The sequence below is a fragment of the Rhodospirillales bacterium genome (genome assembly GCA_018666775.1).
GTDB lineage: Bacteria > Pseudomonadota > Alphaproteobacteria > SMXQ01 > SMXQ01 > JABIXC01.
The window spans coordinates 264,084-276,804 of sequence record JABIXC010000010.1 but is presented as its reverse complement, the minus strand read 5'-3'; the positions used below and the strand labels follow the sequence as shown (position 1 = coordinate 276,804).

The following is a 12,721-nucleotide window of genomic DNA, read 5'->3' as shown; positions in this document are numbered from 1 at the left end:
GACCATGCCGGAATGTTCCGGGGCATTGCTATCAAAGTAGCGGGGGTCTTCACGCATCATCTGCGCCAGGCCACCATGGGCCAGACGTTTGCGGCGGGTTTTGTCAGGGTGTTCGGTCATTGCAGGACTCCTATAAAAAAAAGGCCCGGCAATTGCGGGGCCTTTTAGGGGTTGGGTTGAATTTCAGATACAAAAAAACCCGCAAGCGAACACGCTGCGGGGGATACGGGGGATGCGGGGAAGCTGATCGGCATTAAACCGATGCTGGCAAAAGCCTATGGGATTACGTCCCGGTCTGTCAAGTGACACTTACTGCGCGCCTGCAAAAAGCGCTGCAAAAATAACCTTTAGAAACCGGTGCCCTGTGGGATGACGGGGGGGATGGTTCCATGTATAAATAGACCATGGTTGATGATTCCCTACATTATGATCACATGGTTGATGCCGCGATGCGCAGCGTGATGCGTGATTCGCTGCACGTTGCCGCCCAATATGGCCTGCCCGGCGAACACCATTTTTATATCGGGTTCCTGACCCATGGGGACGGCGTGCTAATCCCGGCCCATCTGAAGGCGCAGTACCCGGAAGAAATGACCATCGTCATCCAACATAAATTCTGGAATTTGGATGTTGGCGAAGATGCCTTTTCCATCGAGTTGACCTTTGACGGCAAACCCCAGGCATTGCACATTCCCTACGCCGCCGTGACCCGGTTTGTTGATCCTTCGGTCAATTTTGGCCTTCAGTTCCAACAAGAAATTGCCAACCCTGGCATGGCATCCAATGCCGACGAACAATTGGGCCCAGAACAGGCAGGCCCCGAACAACCAGACCCGCAAGAACAGACGGCGACCACAGCGCCAGCCCCGGAAGATACAGACACCGAAAAGCCCAAATCCGAAAACGTTGTCTCCCTTGATACGTTCCGGGACAAAAAATAAGAAACGCACACGTCATGACGAATTTTACCCACCACAAAATGTTCCCCCTGGCCCCCCAGGACACACCGTGGCGAAAGCTGACATCTGATTTCGTGAAAACCGGCACCTATAATGGAGAGCCGGTATTAGAAGTCGATGGCCAAGCCCTGACACTGTTGGCGAAAGAAGCCTTTTTCGATATCGCCCATTACCTGCGTTCCGAACATCTGGGCCAGATCGCAAAGATATTTGACGACGATGAAGCATCGGACAATGACCGCTTCGTTGCCTATGAATTGTTGAAAAATGCATCCATTGCCGCAGGTGGCGTGTTGCCCATGTGCCAAGATACCGGCACGGCCATTGTTATGGCCAAGCGCGGCCACCGGGTTATGACGGCTGGCGATGACGAAGCCCGCATGGCCGAAGGCATTGCCAAAACCTATGCCGAAGATAATTTACGCTATTCCCAATTGGCGCCGCTTAGCATGTATGAAGAGGTCAATACCGGCACCAACCTTCCCGCCCAGATCGACCTGTATGGGACGACGGGTGATGCCTATGATTTCCTGTTCGTCGCCAAGGGCGGTGGTTCGGCCAACAAAAGTTTCCTCTATCAAGAAACCAAGGCGTTGTTGAACCCCGAAAGCCTGTTGAAATTTATCGACGAAAAGATGAAGACATTGGGGACTGCCGCCTGCCCGCCCTATCATCTGGCAATTGTCATTGGCGGCACTTCCGCAGAATTGACCATGAAAACGGTGAAGCTGGCATCCACCCATTATCTGGATGGGTTGCCCGATACGGGCAGCGAAGACGGCCACGCGTTTCGGGACCGGGATTTGGAAGAACAGGTTTTAAAACTGTCCCAGCAAAACGGCATCGGCGCACAATTTGGCGGCAAATATTTCTGCCACGATGTGCGCGTCATCCGCCTGCCCCGCCACGGGGCCAGCTGCCCGGTGGGCATTGGCGTCAGCTGTTCTGCCGACCGACAGGTTTTGGGCCGTATCACCGCAGAAGGCGTGTTTCTGGAACAATTGGAAACCGATCCCGCCCGCTTCATGCCAGACATTGATGAAAGCACGCTTTCGGGCGACGTGGTGAAGATCGACCTGGCCGCACCCATGGCCGATATTTTGGCGGAACTGTCAAAACACCCGGTCAAAACCCGGTTGTCGCTGAGCGGGCCATTGGTGGTCGCGCGCGATATTGCCCATGCCAAAATTAAAGAACGCCTAGATGCGGGCGATCCCATGCCGCAATACATGAAAGACCATCCGGTCTATTACGCAGGCCCTGCCAAAACACCCAAAGGCATGGCATCGGGTGCGTTTGGCCCAACCACGGCGGGGCGCATGGATTCCTATGTCGAACAATTCCAGAAAAATGGTGGCTCTATGATCATGCTGGCCAAGGGCAACCGATCACCACAGGTGACAAACGCCTGCAAAACCCATCACGGGTTTTATCTGGGATCGACCGGCGGGCCCGCTGCACGATTGGCACAAGATTGCATTAAAAAGGTAGAGGTTCTGGAGTATCCGGAATTGGGCATGGAAGCGGTGTGGAAAATTGACGTGGTCGATTTCCCGGCCTTTATTGTTGTCGATGACAAGGGCAATGATTTCTTTGCTGCCCTGTCTGTCACCGGCAAGGCGTAGTTCGTTGAAGTTCCTGTATACCGGCCCGAAAGATGCCCCCCTGACATTGGCGCTGGCCCATGGTGCCGGTGCGCCCATGGATCACATCTTTATGACCACCATCGCCAAAGGCGTTGGGGATGGTGGTTACCGCGTTGCCCGGTTTGAATTCCCCTATATGCAAAAGCGCCGGGTGGATGGCAAAAAACGCCCCCCCGATCGCGCGCCTGTCTTGATCCAGACCTTCGAAGACGTGGCCAAACAACTGGGCCCAGACAATCTGGTGATCGGCGGTAAATCCATGGGCGGGCGCATCGCATCTATGGGGGCCGATGATTTGGGCGTGCGCGGGCTGATCTGTCTTGGCTATCCGTTTCACGCGCCGGGAAAACCCGACCGCGTGCGCACCGATCATCTTAAAAAAATCAAAACCCCTGCCCTGATTGTCCAGGGTGAGCGCGACCCGTTTGGCACCCGCGACGAGATCAAGGGCTTTGGGCTCGACCGTAAAATAAAACTGCATTATCTGGGCGATGGCGAACATTCATTCAAGCCACGCAAACTATCCGGGCGCACCGAAGAACAGAACCTGACTGAGGCCATCAAGGTCATGGTTGCATTTCTGGACCGGGTGGCCCGGAAAAAGAAAAAAGCCTAGGCCCATGGGTTTGCGTCGCCACGGCATTCGCATCAACGGCCATGACACATCGATTTCTATCGAAGATGAATTCTGGGCAGAGATCAAACGCGCCGCGATCGATGACAAAAAATCCATCGCGCAATTGGTCACAGAAATCGATCAGGCCCGAATGGCCGCCACCCCATCAGACGATCCGCCGCCCAACCTATCCAGCGCGCTCAGGCTTTATGTTCTGGCTCGGCTAAAATCCGCCTGAACCAAACCGCGCAGGGCGATCATCCCGGCGGGATTACTGTTTTTTCAAAATATCCAGAATGCCGCGCAAGAATAAATCGCGCGGATCGGCCTTTGGTGCCGGTTGTGTGGCGGGCGGCTGAGGCGCCGGCTGGGTCCCGGTTGCGGGCTGTGTTTGGGGGGCAGTTTTGGGCTGTGTTTTTTTGCGAACCTTCAGCAGGCTTCGCAGCACGCTGGCGGCGCCCTGGGCACTGAGCCAATTTTGAAGGGCGTTCATTTTCAAAATTCGGGCGGGCGCATCCAGATTGCCCCGAATGGCAATGCCAAAAGGCGGGGCCTTGGCATTGCCCGAAAGCCGGAAATTGGCATTGGTATCAATCCACCAGAGCGGCAAATTAAGCACCATTTTTCCCTGCCCGGTGCCCCCATCGGCCACCAGCGTCAGATCATCGGAACGAATGACACCTTTTTTGATTTTGAAATTCCCCTTTAAACTGGAAAATTTCGTGGTGCCCCCAGCCATGGCGGTCGATGCCAAGGCCAGAAAAGACAGCGGTTTATCAAGGGATTTAAGCTGCGCGTTGACCTTTGAAAGGTTGAACCCCTGCAATGCGCCATCCCTTGCTTCAAGAATGCCAGACCCAGATAGTCCCTCAATCAAGGCAGCCTCCGTGGCGCCTTTGCTTTTTAAACCCAGCTTAAAGCCAACCTTGCCTCGTTTGATATCAAGGTCGGTCATTTTAAACATGGCCTGTTTCATGTTCATGGGGGAAATATCCACATCCAGCCGCGCAGTGGTAGCTGCGCCCTTTTTGGCTGGGGCCGCAATGGAGGCCGTCATGAGGAAATTACCGCCAGCCATTTTTCCAGAAAGACGCCGCAAATCAAAGGTTCCCTTATCCACGGTGGCATCAATGCGCGGTGTCGCCACCCGCCAATGACGCCAGGAAACACTTTTGGCCTGAATGCGAATATCCGCATTAAGCTGTTTCAGAAAGCCTAGTTCCAAAGGCGTGCGCGACCAGCGCGAAGGATTTTTAGAACGCCGAGCGGGGAAATTCTTTTTTGCATCCCCCGTTGCACCTGATGTTTCATCACGGGCCAAGAAGTGATCGGCCACAAGATCGTCGGCCGAAAGATCAACAACCAACCGGGGGCCGCCAATAAAGCCAAGGCTGCCCTTGCCCCGAAGCCGTGCCTCACCCAAACGGGCGGAAAGCTTTGCCAGTTTTAAATCAAGCCCGGCGCCGTCAACACGGGCCGTCAGTGAAAATGGCCCTTTGGGACGTTTGGCGGGCAGAAAGCCCGGATCAAACAGGCCGACAAAATTGGTGAAATCTGGATGGTTCATATTCAGGTCAAAGCCTAAACGCGGCAAGATGCCAGAGCGATCAACCGCGCCCTTCATCCCCATGTTGATCTTCCCCGCAGCCAAGGCCAGATCAAACGCCATATCTTTTTCAGATCCATCCTTCACCGTACCTTTAAGAGAAAGCGGTGAAAGCAGGTTCGCCGATGACGCCAAGTTGATCCCCACCAGATCAAGAAGCCGTTCTGATTTTTTTGCCAAAATCTTGAACCGGACATCAGGGGCTGGCTTTGAGTCCAAATTTTGAATGCCGCCACTTATGGCAACCGTGGCACCCGCAACATTGGCAATCTTTAATTTTGAAATATTGAGGTTCCCCTTAACAAGGGCACCATCGAACACAACATTTTTAAGCCCCATGCCACGGTAAGTCAGACGCCGCGCACGAAGCCTGAAATTGGCATCAATCCCACCAAGGGCCGATAGAACCCCCGGCCCTGATTTTCCCTTTGATAAGGGCCAAAGCGAAATCTGGTCTGATGGAGGTGTTGTTTTCCCCGGCCCGGGTTTGCCGCCCATGTATGCATCCAGATCAAGCTTATCCAGTTCAAGACGCGTGCCAATGCCAATCCGTTTGCGCAAGGCAACAACCATGCCGCCCCGGAGCCTGGAAGAATCAAACCGAATATCAGTGTTGTAAATCTCTACCCGTTTTGGTGCGGCCCCGATATCAAACCGGTACTTAACCCGGCGCAATCGACCCGGTGCCACCGCCCCAAGATCGCCGCCCAACCAGCGCGCAAAGGCCCTGAAATCATCAGATTTACCCCGAACCCGGCCTTCAAAATGCGGTTGATCCCGGTCCGCAAACAGCTTTCCCGAAAGCGAAAGTGTTGTGCTTCCCGGCATTTGGGCCTTGGCCTTTTTAAGGGTTAAAACACCCCGGTTCAGTCTGGCCGAGATGCTCAGATTACGAAGCACGCCTTTGTTGAGGGAAACCCCCGCAACAAACGCGTCTAAATTAACCCGGAACCCTTCTGGCAGGGAAAAGGGCTTTGAGGGTTGATCCCCCGATTTAGGGGCCGCACTGGCATTGCCCTTCTTGCTCGCCGTTTTAAACCAGGGCGCTGCATCCAACCGGTTGAGGTTTAGGGTCACATCAAATTTTGGCACCGCCCCAAGGGTCCCCGCAACCGCCCCTGTCACCCGCAAACCATCCAGATCAAGCGCCATGTCGTTGATGGAAAATTCATGAGCACGCCCCGTCAGGGCAGCATTAAGGGTGAACTTTCTGGCGATGAAAGGATGACCGTCAAAGTCACCCCCACCCGTTCGGGCCAGTTTCGATACAAGTGCAGAAAAATCGGGACCGGATAGTTCAAGCTTGCCGCGAACCGATGCTTTTTTCTGGACCTCGGCAATGGAGCCAGAAAATTTTACCTTTGATTTGCCGATGCCCATGGCAAGGGTTGCTGCCACCGGGTTTGAACCAACAAATTTTCCGGTGCTTAAATCAAAATCGAGCGGCACCCCGTGATACCGCACGCTCCCTTTTACTGTGTAGGGGCCTGTTAAGGTGGCAGCGGCAATCTGGATATCGATGGCATCAATGCGCTCAACAGTCCGTTTGCGTGAATCGCGATAGGTCAGCCGCCCGCCTTTGATGGTCACCCTGTCCAAACGAATGGCATCCCCCCCGGGGGCACCCGAACCTTCACCTTGAAAATTTGGGGGTTCATTCGAAGAAGCGGTCAGCCCGGGGAAATCCCAATTCACCCGGCCATCGGCCAAATGTTCCAGCTCGATCTCTGCGCCGCGCAAGACAACTGAATGCGCCACCACCTTGCCTTCCAGCAAGGGCCATAATGCCAAATGAACATCAAGGGCCGCCAGTTTCGCCATATCTGCGGTTTTGGCACCATCAAGATTGGCAAGCCTGACGTTGGTGACAGACAGTTTCAGGGCCGGCAGAACTGCCAGCTTGATATGGCCTTCAATGACCAAGCGGCGTCCCGTTGCCTTGCGAACTTGCGATGTGATCTCGGCACGATACGCATTCCAGTCCACAAAACTTGGCGCCACCAAGGCACCTGCAATCAGGACTAAAAATGCAATGCCCACACTGATCAGAAATTTTTTCACTTTAGTTCACCACGCAAGGCGCCACGCCTATCCCCATTTTTTTTATTTCCCAATGATCCAAGGCTTGCGATTCCACCATAAAATTGCGTTAATCTAATTGGTAAAATGTGGCGGTAAAATGGTGGAGGCCATTCCTTGCCAATTTGCTTTTAAAAGGTGTGATCATCAATGGGCGACATCATTAATCTCAATCAGTTCAGAAAGCAACGCGCCCACGTCGAAAAAGAGCGCAAAGCTAAGGAAAACCGCACCAAATTTGGGCGGACAAAAATCGACCGCGAAGCCCAACATCAGGAAATAGAGGCGGCAAAAAAAGAACTGGATGCGAAGCACATGGCCCCTTCAGGGGAATCTGCACCGGAACCGTCTGATCCCCCAAGTTCCCCTGACAGCGATCAAGGCCCAAAACTGGGCTAGTTAAATACCGGTTTTTTTAATGGCTTTCTAATTTCCAGAACCGCTTTCTGGAGACCCATACCCGCCGCCGCCGGGGGTAAGGATCACAAACACATCATCTTTGCCCATGGAAACCTCTGCTGTTGGGCCCAATTTTTCTATCCCGCCATCCATGCGTTCCACCCAGGCCGCACCCGATGCGCCATCTTCCCCACCGTTGATCCCAAATGGTTGGGTCCGATGCCGATTGGCAAGAAGGGCTGCTTTCATCGGTGCCAAAAACCGTATCCTGCGCACCACCCCGTTGCCGCCATGATATTTCCCCTGCCCGCCTGATCCTTTGCGGATTGAAAAACTTTCCAGCAAAACCGGATAGCGCCATTCCAGAACTTCTGGATCGGTCAGCCGTGAATTGGTCATATGGGTCTGCACCGCATCAGCCCCATCAAAGCCCGGCCCGGCACCGGCACCGGAACAGATGGTTTCATAATATTGATAGGTGTCATCACCAAAGGTGAAATTATTCATGGTGCCCGGCCCCGCTGCCAGACGGTTCGTTGCTGCCAACAAGCCATCCACGATGCATTGGGATGTTTCCACATTGCCCGCAACCACCGCTGCGGGCGGGGTGGGTGACAACAGCGAACCTTTAGGAATGATGATGGTGATGGGGCGAAGGCAGCCATCATTCATCGGGATGGGGTCATTCACCAGTGCGCGAAACGTGTACAGCACAGCCGCCCGACACACAGCAACGGGCGCATTAAAATTGGTGGGGGACGCAATGGATGTTCCGGTAAAATCAACCACGGCGGATCGGGCCTTTCGGTCCACCCGAACGGCAACTTTAATAAAACTGCCATCATCCAAAGGCACGGTGTGTTCCCCGTCGTCTAATTTAGAAATCATGCGGCGCACGGCTTCTTCGGCATTGTCCTGAACATGGTTCATATAGGCCCTGACCATGGGATAGCCGAACATCGCCACCATGCGATCAAGGCCGTGGGCGCCGCGCGCACAAGCCGCCGCCTGGGCCTTTAAATCGGCGATGTTCTGGTTTGCGTTGCGCGCAGGCCATGGGCCACTGGCCAAATGGCCCCGGATAAATTCTTCCTGAAAGACACCGCCTGCAATCAACCGTTCGCCTGAAAATAAAATGCCTTCTTCCGTGATGCGGGTCGATTGAGGCGGCATGGAACCCGGATGGGTGCCGCCAATGTCTGCATGATGCCCACGCGCCGCCACAAAAAAGATAATGGCTCCTTCGGGGTTAAAGACCGGGCGAATGACCGTTATATCGGGCAGGTGGGTGCCCCCGTCATAGGGTGCGTTGTGAAGAAACACATCACCGGGCGATAACGCCGCCTGATCTTTGCCATCTTTCCCCCAGCGATCAATCACCGCACGAACCGCTGCCCCCATTGACCCAAGATGCACCGGCATATGGGGTGCATTGGCAATCAATTGCGCAGAGGGGTCAAACACCGCGCAGGAAAAATCCAGACGCTCCTTTATATTGACCGAATGGGCCGTGTTCTGGAGTGCGGCCCCCATTTCCTCGGCAATCGACATAAACAGATTGTTGAACACTTCCAGCATGATCGGATCTACCGGGAGGGCTGTGTCCCACGAATCCAAAGATTTGCCCGCAGATTCTGCATTGCGCTCCAGAATCAATGCGCCACCATCATCTTCGTGTCCCTGCCAGCCCGGTTCAATGACCGTCGTCGCGCCATCTTCGGAAACAAGTGCTGGCCCATTCAGGTTTGCCATTTTAGAAATCGATGCCCGTGTAAAGACCGGCGTATCCAGAACAACCCCATCAAAAGTCACGGCAACCTTTTTTTCGGGCGCGTCTTCAGATGGCTCTGTTGAAATTGAAAGGGCATTGCCATCAATCTCAGGCCCCGCCACCGCTTCTACGGAAACGGCTTCGGCAATCAACGGGGTATCCGCCATAACAAACCCGAACTGGGTGTTGTGGCGATCGGCAAAGGCGGCACAGATTTCATCATAATCTTCACCGTCACTCTTTATAGGCACCATCAACCCCGTGTCGGTTCCCCCATACCTGAGGCGCAAATGCCGGATCACGGTAATCCTTGATGCTTCAAGGCCCTGATCCAAAAGTGCTTCGCGGGCCTGGGCTTCAATCGTTTCAAATTTGTCCTTCAAGGCCCCCATCAAGGCTGGCTCAAACGCTGCCTCTACTGCGCTTTCGCGCAATTCTCCGATGTCGGCCAACCCCATGCCCAATGCCGATAACATGCCGGCCATGGGATGGATCATGATTTTATGTATCCCCAATGCATCGGCCACCCGGCACGCATGCTGGCCCCCGGCCCCGCCAAAGGCGACCAGCCCGTAGCGGGTGACATCATGGCCGCGTTGGGTTGAAACCTTTGCGATGGCGGCGGCCATGTTATCGATGGCAATGGATAAAAATCCTTCGGCAATTTCAGCCACCGACTTGGCTTTGCCGGTTTCTTGTCGAATGATATCCCCCATGGCCTCAAAGCCAGAAAGGGCTGCATCAACATCTGGCAATTGATCGGCGTTGGGGCCAAATGCGGGCGGGAAAAATTCTGTTCGGATACGGCCCAGAACAAGATTCGCATCGGTCACCGTCAACGGCCCACCCCGGCCGTAACACGCAGGCCCCGGATCCGCCCCGGCACTTTCAGGCCCCACCTGAAACCGCCCACCATGGAATCGCAGCACCGAACCACCGCCTGCGGCAACGGTATGGATGCCCATCATCGGGGCGCGCAACCGAACCCCGGCGATGGTGGTTTCAAACACCCGTTCATAGTCGCCATCGAAATGGGCGACATCCGTTGATGTGCCACCCATGTCGAAGGTAATGATGTGATCCATGCCAGCGACCGCTGCCGTTTTCACCGCACCAACGATGCCCCCTGCCGGGCCTGATAACACCGCATCGCGGCCCTTGAACCGGGCGCTGCTGGTCAGATCGCCATTGGATTGCATGAACAAAAGTGATGCCTTTCCCAGCTGCGTTTCCACGCGATCAACATAGGTTCGCAGCACCGGTGACAAATACGCATCGGCCACGGTGGTGTCGCCACGCCCAACAAACCGCATCAACGGGCTTATCTCATGGGACAACGATATCTGGGTAAAGCCCAATTTGCGGGCAAGATCGGCAATTGCATTTTCATGATCTGGAAACCGCCAGGCATGCATAAAGACAATGGCCACCGCCCGGCACCCCGTATCATAGGCCGCCATCAACCCAATGCGTGCCGTTTCTAAATTCAGGGGAGTTAATTCCGTGCCATCGGCCATCACCCGGCCCGGCACTTCCAAAACGGATGCGTGCAAAAGAGACGGCAGCTGGATATCCAGGGCAAACAGATCAGGGCGGTTTTGATAACCAATGCGCAGGGCGTCACCAAACCCTTCGGTGGTGACCAGAATCAATTTTTCACCTTTGCGTTCCAGCAACGCATTGGTGGCCACGGTCGTGCCCATGCGAACAGAGCCTATCAGCTCGACTGCCAAGGGCGCGTCTGCGGCCAGCCCGGTTTCGCGCACCAAAATCCGGCGCATGGCCTCAATCACCGCATCCGGGTAGTGCCCCGGATTGTCCGACAACAGTTTTTCGGTCACGCATAGGCCTGAAGGTGAAAGCGCCACCACATCCGTGAAGGTGCCACCCCGATCAATCCAGAATTGCCATTTATTGTGTAGAGTCATTGGAATATATTGACTTTATTAAGTCACAAACACAAAGATGCGCTGCCCAAACAATGCCATTGATCTTCGCCATTGATCTTCTGTGACTTGGATTTGTCAATTTTACAGATCATACACAGATGCCACGCCCGATAGGGGAACTATGGTGGACCTATGGCTATGGGGATCGCCCTAATGGGCCATAGCACCTTTGAGCTGCTCCAAAAACCCTTTCGCAAAGCGGACATGCATAGCCCAATTGTCATTGGACAGGGGTGCTGCAACCCTGTACTTTCTGATAATCAATTGTCATTTCGAATTGCAACAAACCAACCATAAAATCCGGTTCAATCAATCGGACAGGGAGAGAAAAAATGGCGTCATCTATCCTTTCGGCGAGTATTCGCAGCGTGGCCCTGTTGACCGCAATGGCCGTATCATCCACGTTACCCACGCTGGCCACAGCGGCCGACATGACATCCTTCAAGGGCAAAACGGTCACCTTGATTGTCGGTTCCAGACCCGGCGGCAGCACCGATGCCTCCGCCCGTTTGCTGGCACCGTTCTTTGCCAGGTTTTTACCGGGCAAGCCCAGCGTCGTGGTCACCAACCGACCCGGAGCAAAAGGACTAAAGGCGCAAAATTATTTTGCCCAACAAGTAAAGCCCAACGGCCTTACGTTTCTGGTGGCATCGGGGTCTCAAATTGATCCGGTCAATTACCGTGTGCGCCAATCAAAATATGATCCCGCCACTTACACATTGATTGGCGGGCTTGATATCGGCGGCACCTTTATGATTATCCGCAACGATCAAATGGCTGCCTTGATGGATAAATCAAAACCGCCGGTTGCCATGGGTTCGGTCACGGGCTTCCCACGTTCAGGGATGACCATGACGGCCTGGGGAATTGAATTTCTGGGCTGGAACGCGAAATGGATTTCCGGGTATCGGGGCACTTCCAGCCTGCGTCTGGCATTAGAACGCGGCGAGATCGGCATGACCTCCTTTGCCAATCAAGCCCTGCGCCCAGAAATGCTTGATCGCAATAAATACACAATCACCTATCAATCAGGCACCCAGAATGCCAGGGCACCGGCGACCATAAAAGAGATTACAAAAATTCCTCTGTTCGCGCCATTGATTGAGGCCAAGCTTAAAACCGACCTTTCCAAGGGAGCCTTTAAATACTGGCGGGCCATGAGCTCGGTCATCAAATGGGCGGCCCTACCCCCGAAAACGCCCAAAGGGGTTGCTGCGGCTTATCGTTCAGCCTTCGCCAAGACCATTAAAAATGCTGATTTTAAAAAGCGCAGTAAAAAGATGAATGAACAGGTGGCGATCATCACGGCACAAGATTTGAGGAAAAAAGTTCAATCCCTCGCCCTGCTTCCCCCCGAAGCCCTTAAATACACCCGGGCACTTCTTAACAAACAAGGGCTTAAAATTGTCCCTCGGAAGAAAAAAAGAAAGAAGAAAAAGAAAAAACAATAGTCACAACAAATTTACGATTGCGGGGCCCCTTCGGGCCCCGCTTTTTATTGCTTTCAACAAAAAATCCACCCTGTTCACCGCACTAGACCCAACCATCATCATCACGTAACATCATTGGCAATCCGGGCTAGGGAGAAAAAAATAAAAAATAGCTGAACAGGGACGGAAAAAACCACGATCATAAAGCCATTCATGCATGGCCATTAACCAATCGTGGCTGCTGAACTGCTTCAGACCATCACCCT

Annotated in this window: 8 protein-coding genes; 6 read left to right on the top strand and 2 right to left on the bottom strand. The window is 54.0% G+C overall.

Annotated features, from left to right (window positions below):
- The first annotated feature begins 404 nt into the window (after positions 1 to 404).
- From HOJ08_06395 to HOJ08_06380, 4 genes are read left to right on the top strand one after another with little or no spacing between them, the layout of a single operon-like run.
- Positions 405 to 941, top strand: coding sequence for a hypothetical protein (locus HOJ08_06395; protein ID MBT5673063.1), 537 nt, complete (start codon positions 405 to 407; stop codon positions 939 to 941).
- A gap of 14 nt (positions 942 to 955) precedes the next feature.
- Complete coding sequence (locus tag HOJ08_06390) at positions 956 to 2,584, top strand: fumarate hydratase (GenBank protein ID MBT5673062.1); 1,629 nt, start codon at positions 956 to 958, stop codon at positions 2,582 to 2,584.
- Positions 2,544 to 3,221, top strand: a complete 678-nt coding sequence (locus HOJ08_06385) for an alpha/beta hydrolase (protein MBT5673061.1) — start codon at positions 2,544 to 2,546, stop codon at positions 3,219 to 3,221. The genes HOJ08_06390 and HOJ08_06385 overlap by 41 nt, the downstream gene beginning before the upstream one ends.
- A gap of 4 nt (positions 3,222 to 3,225) precedes the next feature.
- Entirely contained in the window at positions 3,226 to 3,459 is a 234-nt protein-coding gene (locus HOJ08_06380) for a ribbon-helix-helix domain-containing protein (GenBank protein MBT5673060.1), read from the top strand.
- A 33-nt stretch (positions 3,460 to 3,492) separates the two neighbouring features.
- Here HOJ08_06380 and HOJ08_06375 read toward each other — a convergent pair whose 3' ends face one another.
- Positions 3,493 to 6,888 (bottom strand): AsmA family protein, encoded by a 3,396-nt coding sequence (locus HOJ08_06375; GenBank protein ID MBT5673059.1) that lies wholly within the window; start codon positions 6,886 to 6,888, stop codon positions 3,493 to 3,495.
- Between the two features lie 168 nt (positions 6,889 to 7,056).
- Between HOJ08_06375 and HOJ08_06370 the strand changes: the two genes are divergently transcribed.
- Positions 7,057 to 7,305: a DUF4169 family protein gene (locus HOJ08_06370; GenBank protein ID MBT5673058.1), complete on the top strand. Its 249-nt coding sequence runs from the start codon at positions 7,057 to 7,059 to the stop codon at positions 7,303 to 7,305.
- Between the two features lie 27 nt (positions 7,306 to 7,332).
- Here the strand turns inward: HOJ08_06370 and HOJ08_06365 are convergent, their stop codons facing one another.
- Positions 7,333 to 11,004 (bottom strand): 5-oxoprolinase, encoded by a 3,672-nt coding sequence (locus HOJ08_06365; protein MBT5673057.1) that lies wholly within the window; start codon positions 11,002 to 11,004, stop codon positions 7,333 to 7,335.
- Positions 11,005 to 11,357: 353 nt separating this feature from the next.
- Here HOJ08_06365 and HOJ08_06360 point away from each other — a divergent pair, with 353 nt between their 5' ends.
- Positions 11,358 to 12,476 carry a hypothetical protein gene (locus HOJ08_06360; protein ID MBT5673056.1) on the top strand — a complete coding sequence of 373 codons (1,119 nt, stop codon included), beginning with the start codon at positions 11,358 to 11,360 and terminating at the stop codon, positions 12,474 to 12,476.
- Positions 12,477 to 12,721: the final 245 nt, after the last annotated feature.

Coding starts and splice junctions, on each gene's coding strand:
- HOJ08_06395 (MBT5673063.1), top strand. CDS start 405: ATGGTTGATGATTCCCTACATTATGATCACATGGTTGATGCCGCGATG.
- HOJ08_06385 (MBT5673061.1), top strand. CDS start 2,544: ATGATTTCTTTGCTGCCCTGTCTGTCACCGGCAAGGCGTAGTTCGTTG.
- HOJ08_06370 (MBT5673058.1), top strand. CDS start 7,057: ATGGGCGACATCATTAATCTCAATCAGTTCAGAAAGCAACGCGCCCAC.
- HOJ08_06365 (MBT5673057.1), bottom strand. CDS start 11,004: ATGACTCTACACAATAAATGGCAATTCTGGATTGATCGGGGTGGCACC.
- HOJ08_06380 (MBT5673060.1), top strand. CDS start 3,226: ATGGGTTTGCGTCGCCACGGCATTCGCATCAACGGCCATGACACATCG.
- HOJ08_06390 (MBT5673062.1), top strand. CDS start 956: ATGACGAATTTTACCCACCACAAAATGTTCCCCCTGGCCCCCCAGGAC.
- HOJ08_06360 (MBT5673056.1), top strand. CDS start 11,358: ATGGCGTCATCTATCCTTTCGGCGAGTATTCGCAGCGTGGCCCTGTTG.